The sequence below is a fragment of the Duganella violaceipulchra genome, assembly GCF_019166075.1.
Classification (GTDB): Bacteria; Pseudomonadota; Gammaproteobacteria; order Burkholderiales; family Burkholderiaceae_D; genus Rugamonas; species Rugamonas violaceipulchra.
In genome coordinates, this window is sequence record NZ_JAHTGR010000003.1 from 267,931 (window position 1) to 284,144 (window position 16,214).

18 protein-coding genes are annotated in these 16,214 nt (G+C 60.2%); 2 read left to right on the plus strand and 16 right to left on the minus strand.

The window, feature by feature from the left end; all coding sequences use genetic code 11:
- Positions 1–11: 11 nt before the first annotated feature.
- The gene (gene cynS / locus KVP70_RS07150) at positions 12–482 is read right to left on the minus strand and encodes a cyanase (protein ID WP_217941456.1); all 471 of its coding nucleotides are present in this window, start codon (positions 480–482) and stop codon (positions 12–14) included.
- A 34-nt stretch (positions 483–516) separates the two neighbouring features.
- On the minus strand, positions 517–1,179 hold the full coding sequence (locus KVP70_RS07155; RefSeq protein WP_217941457.1) for a carbonic anhydrase: 663 nt from the start codon (positions 1,177–1,179) through the stop codon (positions 517–519).
- Positions 1,180–1,289: 110 nt separating this feature from the next.
- On the opposite strand from KVP70_RS07155, the gene cynR reads away from it, so the two are divergent.
- Positions 1,290–2,183 (plus strand): transcriptional regulator CynR, encoded by an 894-nt coding sequence (gene cynR / locus KVP70_RS07160; protein ID WP_217941458.1) that lies wholly within the window; start codon positions 1,290–1,292, stop codon positions 2,181–2,183.
- A gap of 76 nt (positions 2,184–2,259) precedes the next feature.
- Here the strand turns inward: cynR and KVP70_RS07165 are convergent, their stop codons facing one another.
- The 14 genes from KVP70_RS07165 to KVP70_RS07230 all read right to left on the minus strand — a co-directional run bounded on the left by KVP70_RS07165 (position 2,260) and on the right by KVP70_RS07230 (position 14,880).
- Positions 2,260–2,682 (minus strand): F0F1 ATP synthase subunit epsilon, encoded by a 423-nt coding sequence (locus KVP70_RS07165; protein WP_026334777.1) that lies wholly within the window; start codon positions 2,680–2,682, stop codon positions 2,260–2,262.
- A 60-nt stretch (positions 2,683–2,742) separates the two neighbouring features.
- Positions 2,743–4,143, minus strand: a complete 1,401-nt coding sequence (gene atpD / locus KVP70_RS07170) for a F0F1 ATP synthase subunit beta (protein WP_026334776.1) — start codon at positions 4,141–4,143, stop codon at positions 2,743–2,745.
- 29 nt (positions 4,144–4,172) lie between these two features.
- Complete coding sequence (gene atpG / locus KVP70_RS07175) at positions 4,173–5,048, minus strand: F0F1 ATP synthase subunit gamma (protein WP_020703974.1); 876 nt, start codon at positions 5,046–5,048, stop codon at positions 4,173–4,175.
- A gap of 60 nt (positions 5,049–5,108) precedes the next feature.
- A complete protein-coding gene (atpA, locus tag KVP70_RS07180; RefSeq protein ID WP_217941459.1) occupies positions 5,109–6,650 on the minus strand; it encodes a F0F1 ATP synthase subunit alpha in 1,542 nt (513 codons plus the stop codon).
- Between the two features lie 62 nt (positions 6,651–6,712).
- Positions 6,713–7,258, minus strand: a complete 546-nt coding sequence (locus KVP70_RS07185) for a F0F1 ATP synthase subunit delta (RefSeq protein WP_217941460.1) — start codon at positions 7,256–7,258, stop codon at positions 6,713–6,715.
- Between the two features lie 2 nt (positions 7,259–7,260).
- The gene (locus KVP70_RS07190; protein WP_020703971.1) at positions 7,261–7,731 is read right to left on the minus strand and encodes a F0F1 ATP synthase subunit B; all 471 of its coding nucleotides are present in this window, start codon (positions 7,729–7,731) and stop codon (positions 7,261–7,263) included.
- 42 nt (positions 7,732–7,773) lie between these two features.
- On the minus strand, positions 7,774–8,049 hold the full coding sequence (gene atpE, locus KVP70_RS07195; protein WP_008443432.1) for a F0F1 ATP synthase subunit C: 276 nt from the start codon (positions 8,047–8,049) through the stop codon (positions 7,774–7,776).
- Between the two features lie 62 nt (positions 8,050–8,111).
- Positions 8,112–8,912 (minus strand): F0F1 ATP synthase subunit A, encoded by an 801-nt coding sequence (gene atpB, locus KVP70_RS07200; protein ID WP_217941461.1) that lies wholly within the window; start codon positions 8,910–8,912, stop codon positions 8,112–8,114.
- 21 nt (positions 8,913–8,933) lie between these two features.
- Positions 8,934–9,299, minus strand: coding sequence for an ATP synthase subunit I (locus tag KVP70_RS07205; RefSeq protein ID WP_036622994.1), 366 nt, complete (start codon positions 9,297–9,299; stop codon positions 8,934–8,936).
- A gap of 292 nt (positions 9,300–9,591) precedes the next feature.
- A complete protein-coding gene (locus KVP70_RS07210) occupies positions 9,592–10,479 on the minus strand; it encodes a ParB/RepB/Spo0J family partition protein (protein ID WP_217941462.1) in 888 nt (295 codons plus the stop codon).
- 9 nt (positions 10,480–10,488) lie between these two features.
- Entirely contained in the window at positions 10,489–11,259 is a 771-nt protein-coding gene (locus KVP70_RS07215) for a ParA family protein (protein ID WP_026334773.1), read from the minus strand.
- A gap of 111 nt (positions 11,260–11,370) precedes the next feature.
- Positions 11,371–12,021 (minus strand): 16S rRNA (guanine(527)-N(7))-methyltransferase RsmG, encoded by a 651-nt coding sequence (gene rsmG / locus KVP70_RS07220; RefSeq protein ID WP_217941463.1) that lies wholly within the window; start codon positions 12,019–12,021, stop codon positions 11,371–11,373.
- On the minus strand, positions 12,018–13,949 hold the full coding sequence (mnmG, locus tag KVP70_RS07225) for a tRNA uridine-5-carboxymethylaminomethyl(34) synthesis enzyme MnmG (protein ID WP_217941464.1): 1,932 nt from the start codon (positions 13,947–13,949) through the stop codon (positions 12,018–12,020). The genes rsmG and mnmG overlap by 4 nt, the downstream gene beginning before the upstream one ends.
- Before the next feature lie 166 nt (positions 13,950–14,115).
- On the minus strand, positions 14,116–14,880 hold the full coding sequence (locus KVP70_RS07230) for a sulfite exporter TauE/SafE family protein (protein WP_217941706.1): 765 nt from the start codon (positions 14,878–14,880) through the stop codon (positions 14,116–14,118).
- 145 nt (positions 14,881–15,025) lie between these two features.
- On the opposite strand from KVP70_RS07230, the gene KVP70_RS07235 reads away from it, so the two are divergent.
- Positions 15,026–16,192: an iron-containing alcohol dehydrogenase gene (locus KVP70_RS07235; RefSeq protein WP_217941465.1), complete on the plus strand. Its 1,167-nt coding sequence runs from the start codon at positions 15,026–15,028 to the stop codon at positions 16,190–16,192.
- Positions 16,193–16,214: the final 22 nt, after the last annotated feature.

Here is a 16,214-nt window from a genome sequence, read left to right on the forward strand (position 1 = left end):
CCGGCGCCGCATCAGTACGGCTTGTTCGGCAAGAATTTGCCGTTCAAGGTGATCACTGCGCGCTTGCCGCCGTCGGGATCATCTTCGGTCTTGAAGTCCAGCTTGAAGTTGATCGCGCTGATGATGCCGTCGCCTAATTCTTCGTGGACCAGGGCCTTCAAGGTGGTGCCGTAGATCTGCACCATTTCATAGAAACGATAGATGGTCGGATCAGTGGGTATGCCGCCGGGGATGCTGCCGCGCAGCGGAATGGCTTGCAGTTGCCGTGCGTCGGCGCTGTCCAGGCCCAGGCGCTGGCACACCAGCTCCGCAGCGTCCTGGTTCAGCGTGTGCTGCCCCAGCAGCGCCGCCGTCACGTAGGGGACGCTCAGGCCGCTGCCCGAGGCGATCTCTTTCCAGGAAAGGTCCTTCAGCGCCTTGGCTGCCAGCACGCGGTAGGTGACTTCAAGGCGGGGATCTTGAAAAACGTTCGATTGTTGCATGGTATTTTCCTTTATCAACGGGGGGTGAAGACGGTCAGGCGACCAGGGCGCTATGCTTGGCTTGCATAGCGCGGGTTTGTGGAAATTCGGCGAGCGGGACAAAGCTGTTGGTCTCGCCATCCAGGGCCACGATGGATCCGGTCTCGATGTCGTAGACCCAGCCGTGCAGATTCAAGCGACCTTGTTCCAGCGCCAGCGCGACCGACGGATGGGTACGGATGTTGACCAGCTGTGCGATGACGTTTTCACGCACCATCGAATTCAGGCGCGCAGCCGGTGAGATATGGGTGCGGGATGCGTTGACGACCTTGGCCGAATCGGCGTGGCGCAACCAGCCGGCGACGGCCGGCAAATGATCCAGGCACTTGCAGCTGGAGATGGCCGTCATCGCGCCGCAGTCCGAATGGCCGCAGACCACGATATCGGTCACGCCCAGCACCGCGACCGCATATTCGACCGTGGCGGTGACGCCGCCGGGTTCGGAGCTGTACGAGGGCACGATATTGCCGGCATTGCGGATCACAAAGATGTCGCCCGGATCTTGCTGGGTCAGCAGTTCGGGCACGACCCGGCTGTCCGAGCAGGTGATGAACAGCGCTGTGGGGCTTTGGGTGGTGGCCAGCTGCTTGAACAGCGATGACAGCGCCGGGAACGCCTGTTGCTGAAACTTGATAACTCCGTCGACGATGGACTTCATGGCGTTTCTCCTAAGGTGGTGTAGCAGTAAGGTCATGATGGAGCGGTTCAGCTATTGTGTCCAAGACTCATATACAATGAAATCCATAATCAATGCTTATAGTTCAGGACATGCAACTACGTCACATCCGCTATCTGCTCGCCGTGGCGGAGCACAGCAATTTCACCCGCGCCGCCGAGGCGCTGCATGTGTCGCAGCCGGCCTTGTCGCAGCAGATCAGGCAACTTGAAGAGTCGCTAGGGGTGCAGTTGCTGGACCGGACCGGCCGCACGGTGCGACCGACCGATGCAGGTACAGCGTATATCGGCCATGCGCGCAGGGCGTTGAGGGAACTTCAAGCGGGCGAGCGCGCGATACATGACGTGCGTGACCTGTCACGCGGCGTGCTCAGGCTGGCCATGACGCCGACGTTCACCGCCTATCTGGTGGGACCGGTGATCGAGCGTTTCCATACCCGCTATCCCGGCATCAAGCTCGGCATCCGTGAAATGGCGCTGGACGCGATTGAATCCGCGCTGGCGCAGGACGAGGTGGATCTCGCCATCGCCTTCAGCGCGGTGCGGTCGGCGGAACTGGATTGCCGCAGCTTGTTTGTTGAAAAGCTCAGCGTGGTGGTCGGCGCCGGTCATCCTTTTGCGCTGCGCCCGCGCGCCATCGGCGCCGCCGATCTGGCGTCGACGCCGCTGGCGCTGTTGACGGCCGATTTTGCGACCCGTGCGCATGTGGACGCGTACTTCCAGACCCACGGGATTGCGCCGAGGATTGCGATCGAAGCCAACACGATCAGCGGCATCGTTGAAATCGTCCGCCGGGGAAAGGTGGCGACGATACTGCCGGACGCGATCGTCCGCGACAATTCGGCGCTGCGGTCGGTCGCGCTGACGCCGGCCTTCCCTCATCGCAGCGTCGCGCTGCTCAGCCGGAAAGGCGCTTACCAAAGCGCGGCGGCGAGTGCCTTTGCCGAGCTGCTCGCCAGCACGATAGACGACGCCAGCCTGGTCTGAAATAAAAACGGCCCGGTCGAAAACTCGACCGGGCCGTCCGTTGCGGCCGAAGCCGCCTTTGACTGTGTGGCGTTGCTTAGTGCTTGGCGCGCAGCTTGGCGATCGCCGCCAGCTGGCCGATGGCCGCCGCCAGTTCGGCTTGCGCTTTCGCGTAGTCGATACCGGACGAGTTGTTCGCCAGCGCTTCTTCGGCACGTTTCTTGGCCGCCGTTGCTTTGGCTTCGTCCAGATCCTTGCCGCGAATCGCGGTATCGGCCAGCACCGTCACGGCGCCCGGCTGCACTTCCAGCAGGCCGCCCGCGACGAAGACAAATTCTTCCTCGGCTTGACCTGGTACCTGGATGCGCACCGCGCCCGGACGGATGCGGGTGATCAGCGGCGTGTGCTTGGGATAGATCCCCAGCTCGCCCTGCTCGCCCGGCAACGCGACGAATTCGGCTTCGCCCGAGTAGATCAACTCCTCGGCGGAAACCACGTCCACGTGTATAGTGTTTGCCATGTGTGTCCTGTCGGTGTGATGCGGCCCCGCTCGCGCGAGGCCGCAATCGAAACTCAATGATTAGTTGAGCTTCTTGGCTTTTTCGATAGCTTCGTCGATCGTGCCGACCATGTAGAACGCTTGTTCTGGCAGGTGATCGAGTTCGCCGGAAGCGATCATTTTGAAGCCCTTGATCGTGTCTTTCAGCGAAACGTATTTACCTGGCGAACCGGTAAACACTTCAGCAACGTGGAACGGCTGCGACAGGAAACGCTGCATCTTACGTGCGCGTGCCACCAGCAGCTTGTCTTCCGGCGCCAGTTCGTCCATGCCCAGAATCGCGATGATGTCGCGCAGTTCTTTGTAGCGCTGCAGGGTCATCTGTACTGCGCGGGCGGTGTCGTAGTGCTCTTGACCGACGACCAGCGGGTCCAGCTGGCGCGAGGTCGAGTCCAGTGGATCGACCGCAGGGTAGATACCCAGCGAGGCGATGTCACGCGACAGGGCGACGGTCGAATCGAGGTGACCGAAGGTGGTTGCAGGCGAAGGATCGGTGTAATCATCCGCTGGAACGTAGACGGCCTGGATCGAGGTGATCGAACCGGTCTTGGTCGAGGTGATGCGCTCTTGCAGACGGCCCATCTCTTCGGCCAGGGTAGGCTGGTAACCCACTGCGGAAGGCATACGGCCCAGCAGTGCGGATACTTCGGTACCGGCCAGGGTGAAGCGGTAGATGTTATCGACGAAGAACAGAACGTCCTTGCCTTCGTCACGGAACGATTCCGCCATGGTCAGACCGGTCAGCGCGACGCGCAGACGGTTGCCTGGTGGTTCATTCATCTGGCCGTAGACCATCGCCACTTTGGAGTTCTCTGGATTTTCCAGATCGACCACTTTAGCATCGGCCATCTCGTGGTAGAAGTCGTTACCTTCGCGGGTACGCTCGCCCACGCCGGCAAACACGGAAACACCCGAGTGCGCCTTGGCGATGTTGTTGATCAGTTCCATCATGTTCACGGTCTTGCCGACGCCGGCGCCGCCGAACAGGCCGACTTTACCGCCTTTGGCGAACGGGCACACCAGGTCGATCACCTTGATGCCGGTTTCCAGCAGCTCTTGCGATGGCGACAGTTCGTCGTACGCAGGAGGAGCGCGGTGGATCGACGCGGTCTGCTCGTGCGACACCGGGCCGCATTCGTCGATCGGGTTGCCCAGCACGTCCATGATGCGACCCAGGGTCGCTTTGCCCACTGGCACCATGATTGGTTTGCCGGTGTTCTGGATCATCATGCCGCGGCGCAGGCCGTCGGACGAACCCAGAGCAATGGTACGGACCACGCCGTCGCCCAGCTGTTGTTGTACTTCCAGGGTCAGCTCGGAGCCAGCCATTTTCAAGGCATCGAATACCTTAGGCATCGCGTTGCGTGGAAACTCTACGTCCACCACAGCGCCGATACACTGAACGATTTTGCCATCAGCCATGTTCGTTCCTTCTATATAGTTTAATTCGTTTAAACCGCAGCCGCACCGGCGACGATTTCGGAAAGTTCTTTGGTAATCGCAGCTTGGCGGGTTTTGTTGTAGATCAGCTTCAGTTCGCCGATCACGCTGCCAGCGTTGTCGCTCGCAGCCTTCATCGCCACCATACGCGCCGATTGCTCGGACGCCAGGTTTTCCGCCACCGACTGGTACACCAGCGCTTCAACATAGCGCTCCAGCAGCTCATCAATCACGGTCGCAGCATCCGGCTCGTAGATGTAATCCCAGTTGTGATTACCCGCGTCGGCCTGCGTCTTCGCCGCTGGCAGTGGCAGCAACTGCTCCACTACCGGCTCTTGCTTCATCGTGTTAATGAACTTGGTGTAGCACAGGTAGACTGCGTCGACTTCGCCGTTCTGGAATTTCTCGAGCATGACCTTGACAGGTCCGATCAGTTTTTCCAGGTGCGGCGTGTCGCCGATCTGCGTTACTTGCGCAACGACAGGAATGCCCACGCGATTCAAAAAACCCAAACCTTTGTTACCGATAGCTACCGCGGCAATCTTGTTGCCGGCTGTTTCCAGCTCACGGGTTTTCGCCGTCACCATGCGCAGCACGTTGGTGTTCATGCCGCCGCACAGACCTTTGTCCGTGGTGACGACGATGAAGCCAACTGCCTTCGCCTGTTCCTTTTGCTCTTCAGCCAGGAACGGGTGGGTGTATTCCGGATTTGCGGTAGCCAGATTAGCGGCGATATTGCGAATCTTCTCACTGTAGGGACGGGCGGCGCGCATGCGATCCTGCGCTTTGCGCATTTTCGATGCGGCGACCATTTCCATCGCCTTGGTGATCTTCTTCGTATTTTCTACGCTCTTGATCTTGCCACGTATCTCTTTGCCTGCTGCCATGAGTCCTTACTCCTTCTGCGCTGCAGGCGATCCAGGGTTCAGCCGGGACCGCCGTTTAGCTTAATATGCGCCGGATTTCTTGAAGTCGGCAATGGCGGCCGACAGCGCTGCTTCGCCGTCTTTGTCCAGTTGCTTCGATGCTTCAATCTTGGACAGCAGGTCGGCTTGCTTGGTCTTCAGGTAGCCGTGCAGGCCAGCCTCGAACGACAGCACTTGCTTGACCGTGACATCATCCAGGAAGCCCTTGTTCACTGCGAACAGCGAAGCGGCCATCAGGGAGATCGGCAGCGGCGAGTACTGAGCCTGCTTCAGCAGTTCGGTCACGCGGGCGCCGCGGTCCAGCTGCTTGCGGGTCGATTCGTCCAGGTCGGAAGCGAACTGCGCGAACGCAGCCAGTTCACGGTACTGCGCCAAGTCGGTACGGATACCGCCGGACAGGTTTTTGATGACCTTGGTCTGGGCGGCGCCACCGACGCGCGACACCGAAATACCGGCGTTGATCGCAGGACGGATACCGGCGTTGAACAGCGAGGTTTCCAGGAAGATCTGGCCGTCGGTAATCGAAATCACGTTGGTTGGCACGAACGCCGAAACGTCGCCAGCCTGGGTTTCAATGATCGGCAGTGCGGTCAGCGAGCCGGTCTTGCCTTTGACTGCGCCGCCGGTGAAGGCTTCGACGTAGTCGGCGTTGACGCGTGCTGCGCGTTCCAGCAGACGGCTGTGCAGGTAGAACACGTCGCCCGGGTAGGCTTCGCGGCCTGGTGGACGGCGCAGCAGCAGCGAGATCTGACGGTAGGCAACTGCTTGCTTCGACAGGTCATCGTACACGATCAGGGCGTCTTCACCGCGGTCGCGGAAGTACTCGCCCATGGTGCAGCCGGAGTAGGCCGAGATGTACTGCATCGCTGCCGATTCCGATGCGGTGGCGGCGACGACGATGGTGTATTCCATCGCGCCATGCGCTTCCAGCGAACGCACGATGTTTTTGATCGTCGAGGCTTTCTGACCGATCGCCACGTAGATGCAGGTCATGCCCTGGCCTTTTTGGTTGATGATCGCATCAACCGCCACGGCGGACTTACCGGTTTGACGGTCGCCAATGATCAGCTCGCGCTGGCCACGGCCGATTGGTACCATCGCGTCGATCGACTTCAGACCGGTCTGCATAGGCTGCGAGACGGACTCACGGGCGATAACGCCTGGAGCGATCTTTTCGATTGGCGAGGTCAGCTTGGCGTCGATGGCGCCTTTGCCGTCGATCGGCTGGCCCAGGGCGTTGACCACACGGCCACGCAGTTCAGGACCGACCGGCACTTCCAGAATGCGGCCGGTGCACTTGACCGTGTCGCCTTCGGAGATGTGCTCGTAAGCACCCAGAATCACGGCGCCGACGGAGTCACGCTCCAGGTTCATCGCCAGACCAAAGGTGTTACCAGGGAATTCCAGCATTTCGCCCTGCATCACGTCCGACAGGCCGTGGATGCGAACGATACCGTCGGCGACGGAAATAACCGTGCCTTGGTTGCGTACTTCAGCGCCGCCATCAAGGCCTTCGATACGGCTCTTGATCAGCTCGCTGATTTCAGATGGGTTGAGTTGCATACTAACTCCTAAAAGTGTTTCTCTCAGCTTGCGCGAGGGGAAGAATCTGTTCTAAGCGGCGCTTACGCGACCAGCACAACGTGCAATTGCTGCAACTTGGCGCGGACCGACGTGTCCAGCACCTGATCGCCAACAACGACGCGCACGCCACCGATCAACGCTGGATCCACGGTCACGACCGGGTTCAGCTTGCGGCTGAATTTCTTCTCCAGCGTGGCGACCAGCTCGCTCACTTGAGCCGAGCTCAGGTCGAAGGCGCTGGTGATGTCGGCGTCTGCCGCACCTTCCACGGCGTTTTTCAACGCCTGGAATTGCGCGCCGATTTCCGGCAGCAGACTGATGCGGCCATTGTCGACCAGCATCGCCAGGAAGTTTTTCGCTTCCGTGTTCAGCGGCGACTTGACCAGTGCCGAAATAGCGGCGCTCACATCGCTAGCCGACGCTTTCGGGTTGCGGGCGAATGCTTGCACCTCGGGGTGGGCACCGATCTGGGCCAGTTCGGCCACCAGTTCGGACCACGCCGCGAGGTTGAACGATTCCTTACCTGCTTGGGCTACGCGGAATAAAGCTTCCGCGTAGGGACGGGCGACGGTTGCGTTTTCTGCCATGATTACAGCTCGACAGACAGGCGCGACAACAGATCGGCGTGGGCCGACGCGTTGATTTCGCGCTTGAGGATTTGCTCGGCGCCCTTCACAGCCAGGTCAGCCACCTGAGCGCGCAGCGTGTCGCGCGCTTTGGCCAGTTGCTGATCGGCGTCGGCCTTGGCTTGCGCAATGATGCGGTCCGCTTCGGCTTGTGCATTTGCTTTGATTTCTTCTGCCACCAGTTGCGCGCGCTTTTCAGCGTCGGCAACGCGTTGCGAAGCTTCTTCGCGTGCACCTGCCAGCGCTTCGCTGGCGCGCTTCTCAGCCACTACCATCGCTTGCTGGCCTTGGTCGGCCGCAGCCAGACCGTCAGCGATACGCTTGGCACGCTCATCCAACGCTGCATTCAGCGATGGAAATACGAACTTCATCGAAACCCAGACCAACACCGCGAAGGTGATCATCTGACCGATGAGAGACATATTGATGTCCATACCTTTGCTCCTAACTAAAAGTTTCTCCTAGAAGGGAGCGAATTAATGTGCCGCCAGAACAGCTGCCAGGAACGGGTTGCTGAAGGTGTACAGCAGGGCAACGCCGACGCCGATCATCGAGATCGCATCCAGCAGACCAGCGATAACGAACAGCTTGGTTTGCAGTTGTGGCATCAGTTCTGGTTGACGAGCCGAAGCTTCCAGGAATTTGCCGCCCAGAATTGCGAAACCGAGTGCGGTGCCGATAGCGGCCAGGCCGATGATGATTGCTGCGGCCAGAACGGTCATGCTTTGTACTTGTGCGATCAGAGCTTGCATTGAATTTCTCCTAAGATTTTAAAAAAGACTACAGATACTAAAAAGTTAAAACGATTTGTTGCTTAATGTTTCTCAACCGCGAGGCTCAGATACACAACAGTCAACGCCATAAACACAAACGCTTGCAGGGTCACCACCAGGATGTGGAAGATAACCCAAGGACCACCCAGCAGCCACTGCGCCCACCATGGCAGCAGAGCGATCAGAATGAACAGCAGCTCGCCGGCGTACATATTGCCGAAGAGTCGCAGCGACAGCGACAGTGGCTTAGCCAGCAACTCGATCATCTGGAAGGCGAAGTTGACCGGAGCCAGCACGACGGCCATGAAGCCGTGGGCGTGGAACGGAGCGGTCAGCAACTCTTTACCCCAGCCGCCGAGACCTTTGGCTTTGATCGAGAAACCAATAATGCACAGCATGACGCCGAACGACATGCCGAAAGTGTGGTTGACGTCCGCGGTCGGCACGACACGCAGTTTGTGGACGCCAGCGTAGCCAAGCAGCTTAGGCAGCAGATCGACCGGCAGGAAGTCCATCGCGTTCATCAGCCAAACCCAGCAGAAGATCGTGATGGCCAGCGGTGCGATGACCTTGCTCTTGGCGTGGAATGCGGAATTGACGACTTCGTTGACCAGCTCCATGACGGCTTCGACGAAGTTTTGCAGCTTGCCCGGCACACCGGCGGTCGCACGGCGCGAAGCCATGTAGAACACGCCGAGGAAAATCAAGCCCAGAATGGCCGAAACCCAGAACGTGTCCAGGTTAAAAGCGCCGTCCGCGGACTTCAGGTGCGACAGGTGATGCTGAATATACTCAATGGAGGTGGGCGCTTCGTGTGCCCCTACAGCGTTTTCTGTGGTCATAAAAGTATTAGATTTTGGTGATTAAATTGCGAGCAGTGAAAACCAATAAGCTAAGGTTGCCACCGCGAAACCCAAGATCAGCCATAACCAAGAGGCCGACTGAAACAGCGCCAGTGCCAACACAAACAGCACTACCGTGATAAATATTTTTACAACTTCGGCGCGTACATGCGACCGGAAAGCTTTTTTGGCGTCATTTGTTCCGCCCGCAACAATCATCGCGTACATCAGACTCCCGATGACTGCGATTGCTCCGCCATAGGCGGCCGACCAAGCTTTGAGTACTCCGCCCAAGTTCCAGGCGAGCAAGGCGAATCCAGTTGCGATGGCTAACTGGAGGGCGACAACTTTAAACACCGGCTTGGAAATACTCGTCGAATCATTCATCTGGCGAGCTCCCTGAAAAGCCGATAAAACCCAAAGACACGGGATTATATGTGTCTTTACTGTATCACGTCAAACATTGCTGCACCGCAGCAGAGCAATTGGTGCACGAAAGCGACGCTTTTATAAACAATTCCAAGCCGGTTGCACCAAGTTGGAACCAGTTAAGCGTTTTCGTCTTTTATTGGCTCCAGCGCAACATCGGGGGGTCAAGTCTGACATTCGGACACGAGCTCTGCAGTAGCAGTGCTTCTACTGCAGAGCTCGTGTCCGAATGTCAGACTTGACCCCAGGGTTAGGCGCGCAGGCGGGCGAGGACGCCGTCGAGGATGTCGAGGTCGGCGAAGTCGATGATCATCTGACCACGGCCCTTGCTGCCCATCTTGAATACGACCGGCGTGGCCAGCTTGTCGGACAGCTCTTCTTCCAGCCGCACGATGTCGCCGGACTTCTCTTTCTGGCGCGCTTCGGTCGGCGAAGCTTTTTGATCCTCGATAGTTTTTGCCACCAACTTTTCAGTTTCACGCACCGATAACCGTTTGGCGATAACCATGTTGGCCAGGTTGATCTGCGTGGCCGCATCCACCGACAGCAACGCGCGGGCGTGGCCCATGTCGATATCGCCGGCCATCAGCATGGTCTGCACCGGGTTGGCCAGGTTCATCAGGCGCAACAGGTTGGACACGGCGCTGCGCGAACGGCCAACGGCCGTGGCCGCCTGTTCGTGCGTGAAACTGAAATCGGTGATCAGGCGATGGATGCCCTGCGCCTCTTCCAGCGGATTCAAATCCTCGCGCTGCATGTTCTCGATCAGGGCCATCGCGGCGGCGGCCTGGTCGTCCACGTCGCGCACCAACACCGGGAGCACTTCCAGGCCGGCGATTTGCGCGGCGCGGAAACGGCGCTCGCCGGCGATGATCTCGTACTTGATGGCGCCGGTCAGCTTGTCGCTGCCGACCGGACGCACCAGGATAGGCTGCATGATGCCCTGGGTCTTGATCGACGCGGCCAGCTCCTGCAAGCCGCCCTCATCCATACGGGTACGCGGCTGATATTTGCCGGCTTGCATTTGCGTGACCGGGAGTTCGGACGGCGTGTTGGCGTCCGGGGTGGTGATGTCGCCGTCGCCGCCGAGCAGCGCGTCCAAGCCGCGACCGAGGCCTTTGAGTTTTTTGGTTGCCATGTGATTGCCTTACATTTTCTTGATGCGCTTGACCATCTCGGCGCCGAAGGCGATATACGCCTGCGCACCCTTGGAGGATGGATCGAAGGTGACGCCCGGCAGGCCGTAGGACGGCGCTTCGGCCAGGCGTACGTTGCGGGGGATGATGGTTTTGAAGACCTTGTCGCCGAAGTGCTGCTCCAGCTGGGCCGATACTTGCTGCGACAACGTCATGCGCGGATCGAACATCACGCGCAGCAGGCCGATGATCTTCAGGTCCGGGTTCAGGTTGGCGTGCACCTTCTTGATCGTGTTGACCAGGTCGGACAAACCTTCCAATGCGTAGTACTCGCACTGCATCGGGATGATGACGCCGTGCGCGGCGCACAGGCCGTTCAGGGTCAGCATCGACAACGCCGGCGGGCAGTCGATCAGGATGAAGTCGTACTCCTTGTCGACCAGGGCCAGCGCATCCTTCAAGCGGCGCTCGCGGTTCTCCAGCGAGACCATCTCGACTTCGGCGCCGGCCAGCTCGCGGTTGGAGGGCAGCACGTCGAACTGGCCCGGCTCCGAACGCTGGCGCGCGGTGGCCACGTCGGATTCACCCAGCATCACCTCATAGGTCGATGCGGCCAGTCCCGCCTTGTTGATGCCCGCGCCCATCGTGGCATTGCCCTGCGGGTCCAGGTCGACCAGCAGTACCCGCTGGTTCAGCTTTGCCAATCCGGCGGCCAGGTTAACCGTCGTGGTAGTCTTACCTACGCCACCCTTTTGATTTGCTACGCAAAAAATTTTCGCCATGTATTTCTTTGGGTTGTGCTTCTTAATTATTTATACTATTAAAACGATATAAACGATTTATACTGTTTATACAGAATAAACTGTATAAACCATTTATATCGTATAAATCATTTACTTAGTTTCGGCTTGGATGAAAACCAGGTGGCGCTCCGCGTCCAGCCCCGGCACTTCTAAAGGCTCCAGTTTCTGCACTTTCCATGGCTCTGGCAGTCGCTCGCGCTCCTCTGCCGGCGCCGTGCCTTTCAGGGCGATGAATCGCCCGCCCTCTTGCAGCAGGTGCCCCGACCAGTTGACGAAGTCGGACAGGTCGGCGAAAGCCCGCGAGGTGATGACGTCGAACTTTGTCTTCACTTCCAGCTGCTCCACGCGCTTGGTGTACACCGTCACGTTGGCCAGGCCCAGCTCCGCCTTCACCTGGTTCAGGAACGCGGTCTTCTTGTGCACCGTGTCGATCATCGACACTTTCATATCCGGACGGCTGATCGCCAGCACCATGCCCGGCAAGCCGCCCCCCGCTCCCACGTCCAGCACGTTCTGCGCGCCGGCGAAGGCAGGCACCGCCGCCAGCGAATCGAGCACATGCAAGGTGACCATCTGCATCGGATCGCGCACCGAGGTCAGGTTGTACACCGAATTCCACTTGTTCAGCAGCGCCAGATAGTCCAGCAATTTCTCCACCTGGTCGTCGCCGAGGCCCAGCTTCAGACTGTTGATGCCTTGTTTTAAAACATCCGCAATTGCTACACGGTCAAACACCTTCATTGAACAGCCTCATCTTTTTGATTCAAAAAACCGCCGAAACCGGCCTTCTTCAGATGCACCAGCAGCAGCGAAATCGCCGCCGGCGTCACGCCGGAAATGCGCGATGCCTGGCCCAGCGTTTCCGGACGCTGCGCGTGCAGCTTCTGACGCACTTCCACCGACAGCGCGGTGATGTCCAGGTAGTTGAAACCTTCCGGCAATTTCAGGTTTTCGTAGTGCTCGTGGCGCTCGACTTCCTTGGTCTGGCGGTCGATATAGCCCGAATATTTGAGCTGGATTTCCACCTGTTCGCGCACCGCCTCGTCGGCCACGCCGGGACCGGCCAGCTCGCGGCCGTCGATGCCGGACAGGCTCATCAGCTTGTCGTAGTCGACGCCTGGACGGGCCAGCAGGTTCGCCAGCGAGTACTCGCGCTCGATCGCCTGGCCGATAACGCGCTCGGATTCGGCCGCTTCCAGGATGCGTGGATTGACCCACGTGGAACGCAGGCGCTCCAGTTCGCGCGCGACGGCTTCGCGCTTGGTCTCGAATGCCTGCCACTGCGCATCGCCGACGCAGCCCAGCTTGCGGCCGATTTCGGTCAGGCGCATGTCGGCATTGTCTTCACGCAGGCTCAGGCGATACTCGGCGCGGCTGGTGAACATGCGGTACGGTTCCATCACGCCCTGTGTGACCAGGTCGTCGACCATCACGCCCAGGTAGGCTTCGGAACGGGCCGGCGTCCAGGCTTCGCGGCCCTGGGTTTGCAGCGCGGCGTTGATACCGGCCAGCATGCCCTGCGCCGCCGCTTCTTCGTAGCCGGTGGTGCCGTTGATCTGGCCGGCGAAGTACAGGCCGCCAACGGCCTTGGTTTCCAGCGACGCCTTGAGGCCGCGCGGGTCGAAATAATCATATTCGATGGCGTAGCCGGGACGCAGGATGTGGGCGTTTTCCATGCCCTTCATCGAGCGCACCAGGGCGATCTGCACGTCGAACGGCAGGCTGGTGGAGATGCCGTTTGGATAGAATTCGTTGGTCGTCAGGCCTTCCGGTTCCAGGAAAATCTGGTGCGATTCCTTGGACGAGAAGCGGTGGATCTTGTCCTCGATCGACGGGCAGTAGCGCGGGCCGACGCCCTCGATGACGCCGGTGTACATCGGGCTGCGGTCCAGGCCGGCACGAATGATGTCGTGGGTCTCGGTGTTGGTGTGCGTGACCCAGCACGGCATCTGCGTTGGATGCATGGCGGCATTGCCCATCACCGAGAACACCGGCACCGGATCGAGGTCGCCAGGCTGTTCGGTCATCAGCGAGAAGTCGATGCTGCGGCCGTCGATGCGCGGCGGCGTGCCGGTCTTCAGGCGGCCTTGCGGCAGCTTCAGTTCCTTCAGGCGGGCCGACAGCGAGATCGCCGGTGGATCGCCGGCGCGGCCGGCCGAGTAGTTCTGCAGGCCGACGTGGATCTTCCCGTCGAGGAAGGTGCCGGCGGTCAGCACGACGGCCGGCGCCAGGAACTTCAGGCCGATCTGGGTGACGGCGCCGATCACGCGGTCGCCCTCCACCATCAGGTCGTCGACCGCCTGCTGGAACAGCCACAGGTTGGGCTGGTTTTCCAGGCGCGAACGGATGGCTTGCTTGTACAGGATGCGGTCGGCCTGGGCGCGGGTGGCGCGCACGGCAGGGCCTTTGGACGAGTTCAAGATGCGGAACTGGATGCCGGACTCATCGGTGGCGATGGCCATGGCGCCGCCCATGGCGTCGACTTCTTTGACCAGATGGCCTTTGCCGATACCACCGATGGATGGGTTGCACGACATCTGGCCCAGCGTCTCAATGTTATGCGTGAGCAGCAAGGTCTTCTGGCCCATGCGGGCCGAAGCGAGGGCCGCCTCGGTGCCGGCGTGACCACCACCGACGACGATGACGTCGAATTTTGTAGGAAATAGCATGTTGGAATTGGTTAAAGCGAAGGGATCAAGGTCAGATTATAGAGTCTTTTTGTGGCTGCGACTTTTTTAAGCAAAAAAATATCGTTGGATTGTTCCACGTGAAACGTTGAAAAGGGCCCTTATCGTTCCCAATAAGAGCCCCAATTTTGTTCCACGTGAAACAGTGTCACCACCGCAACCATGCATCGTAGCCAGTTTTCAGGATCAATATCGACACCACGACTAGGAACAGCTTGCGCACAAATCCACTGCCATGCTTCATCGCCATGCGCGAGCCGATGATGGAGCCGGCGATCTGGGCCACTGCCATCATCGCGCCCAACTGCCAGATCAGATGGCCGCTGTAGCCGAACCAGATCAGCGCGGCAAAGTTGCAGGCGACATTGACGACCTTGGCCACGGCCGAGGCGCCGAGGAAGTCGAAGCCAAAAATGCGCACAAACAGGAACACCAGGAAGCTGCCGGTGCCGGGGCCGAAGAAGCCGTCGTAGAAACCGATGCCGGCGCCGATCAGCAGCGCCAGCGTCTGTTCCCGCGCACCCGAATGGATGGGCGCGTGCACGCTGCCGAAGTCCTTCTTGGCGAAGGTGTAGATGGCCACCGCCACCAGCACCACCGGCAACAGCAGGCGCATGAACTCGGCCGACACCTTGGTCACCGTGTACGCACCGAGGAAGGCGAAGATCAACGCTGCAAGCGCAGCCGGCGTGGCAACCGACCAGGCGATGGCAACCCGGCGCGCATAGCTAACGGCCGCAACGCCGGTGCCGAAGATGCTGGCCAGCTTGTTGGTGCCGATCAGCGTGGCGGGCGCCATATTGGGGAGCACTGAGAACATCGCCGGGAGCTGTATCAGTCCCCCGCCCCCGACCACCGCGTCCACCAGACCCGCACCGAACGCCGCCACGCCCAACACCAGATAATCGACCATCACCTTGCCATCCTCAACGCTTGCGAAGGCTACATTGTACGGAAGAAATTCAGAGCGGCTTATGCGCATCCCGCATAGACCGCGACAGGCACAAGGCCCCCGCATGAGGTAAGCTTCACGTGAAATCCACCACCCTGGAACCGCCATGACCGATTTCCCAGCGTTCGCATTCAGCACCGTCGCCCACATCGTTTCCGAGCTCGGCGCAGCCGGAAGATTGGGCGAACATATGGTCCAGCGTTTCCCGACGGCCAGGCGCGCCCTGCTCGTCACCGATCCCGGCTTCCTGGCAACCGGCCTGGTCGAGGCGCCGGCCGCCAGCCTGCGCGCCGCCGGCGTGGCGGTCGAGATCTACTCCAAGGTCGTGGCGGACCCGCCAGAGCAGGTGGTGCTGGATGCCGTCGCGGCCGCCCGCAAACATCGGACCGACCTCGTCATCGGACTTGGCGGCGGCAGCTCGATGGACGTCGCCAAGCTGATCGCGGTGCTGGCCGGCAGCGAGCAGCCGCTCAGCGCGATCTACGGCATCGGCAATGTGCAGGGTGCGCGGCTGCCCTTGGTGCAGATTCCGACCACCGCCGGCACCGGCTCGGAGGTCACCAACATCGCCATCGTCACCACCGGCACTACCACAAAGATGGGCGTCGTCGCGCCGCAACTCTATGCCGATCTGGCATTGCTCGATGCCGAGCTGACCATCGGCCTGCCACCCATGGTCACCGCCGCGACCGGCATCGACGCGATGGTGCACGCCATCGAGGCCTACACCAGCCGCCACAAAAAGAACCCGCTGTCCGATATCTTTGCGCGCAAGGCCCTGGGCCTGCTGTCGGCCAACCTGATCCGCGCTTGCGAAAACGGCCGCGACCTGGCGGCGCGCCAGGCCATGCTGCTCGGCGCGATGTTGGCGGGACAGGCGTTTTCCAACGCGCCGGTGGCGGCGGTGCATGCGCTGGCATATCCGATAGGCGGCATATTCCACGTGCCACATGGGCTGTCGAACTCGCTGGTATTGCCGCACGTGCTGCGCTTCAATGCACCGGAGGCCGCCACGCTGTATGCGGAACTGGCGGAGATCGTCGTGCCTCAGGCCAGCGGCAGCGTCGAAGCGAGGGCGGAGGCATTGGTTGTTGCGATGCAACAAATCGCCACCATCACGGGGATAGAGCGGACCTTGCAGCAGGTGGGAATCAAGGAAACGGATCTGGACCGGCTGGCGGACGACGCCATGCTCCAGACCCGCTTGTTGGGAAACAACCCCCGCACCGTCACGCGCGACGATGCGAGGGCGATCTACCTGGCCGCGCTTTAACCCCGCACGGCGCTCCGAAGGG

Coding starts and splice junctions, on each gene's coding strand:
- rsmG (WP_217941463.1), bottom strand. CDS start 12,021: ATGAAGGTGTTTGACCGTGTAGCAATTGCGGATGTTTTAAAACAAGGC.
- atpA (WP_217941459.1), bottom strand. CDS start 6,650: ATGCAACTCAACCCATCTGAAATCAGCGAGCTGATCAAGAGCCGTATC.
- KVP70_RS07235 (WP_217941465.1), top strand. CDS start 15,026: ATGACCGATTTCCCAGCGTTCGCATTCAGCACCGTCGCCCACATCGTT.
- KVP70_RS07165 (WP_026334777.1), bottom strand. CDS start 2,682: ATGGCAAACACTATACACGTGGACGTGGTTTCCGCCGAGGAGTTGATC.
- KVP70_RS07185 (WP_217941460.1), bottom strand. CDS start 7,258: ATGGCAGAAAACGCAACCGTCGCCCGTCCCTACGCGGAAGCTTTATTC.
- atpE (WP_008443432.1), bottom strand. CDS start 8,049: ATGCAAGCTCTGATCGCACAAGTACAAAGCATGACCGTTCTGGCCGCA.
- KVP70_RS07190 (WP_020703971.1), bottom strand. CDS start 7,731: ATGGACATCAATATGTCTCTCATCGGTCAGATGATCACCTTCGCGGTG.
- KVP70_RS07210 (WP_217941462.1), bottom strand. CDS start 10,479: ATGGCAACCAAAAAACTCAAAGGCCTCGGTCGCGGCTTGGACGCGCTG.
- mnmG (WP_217941464.1), bottom strand. CDS start 13,949: ATGCTATTTCCTACAAAATTCGACGTCATCGTCGTCGGTGGTGGTCAC.
- KVP70_RS07205 (WP_036622994.1), bottom strand. CDS start 9,299: ATGAATGATTCGACGAGTATTTCCAAGCCGGTGTTTAAAGTTGTCGCC.
- atpD (WP_026334776.1), bottom strand. CDS start 4,143: ATGGCTGATGGCAAAATCGTTCAGTGTATCGGCGCTGTGGTGGACGTA.
- cynR (WP_217941458.1), top strand. CDS start 1,290: ATGCAACTACGTCACATCCGCTATCTGCTCGCCGTGGCGGAGCACAGC.
- KVP70_RS07215 (WP_026334773.1), bottom strand. CDS start 11,259: ATGGCGAAAATTTTTTGCGTAGCAAATCAAAAGGGTGGCGTAGGTAAG.
- cynS (WP_217941456.1), bottom strand. CDS start 482: ATGCAACAATCGAACGTTTTTCAAGATCCCCGCCTTGAAGTCACCTAC.
- atpB (WP_217941461.1), bottom strand. CDS start 8,912: ATGACCACAGAAAACGCTGTAGGGGCACACGAAGCGCCCACCTCCATT.
- KVP70_RS07155 (WP_217941457.1), bottom strand. CDS start 1,179: ATGAAGTCCATCGTCGACGGAGTTATCAAGTTTCAGCAACAGGCGTTC.
- atpG (WP_020703974.1), bottom strand. CDS start 5,048: ATGGCAGCAGGCAAAGAGATACGTGGCAAGATCAAGAGCGTAGAAAAT.
- KVP70_RS07230 (WP_217941706.1), bottom strand. CDS start 14,880: ATGGTCGATTATCTGGTGTTGGGCGTGGCGGCGTTCGGTGCGGGTCTG.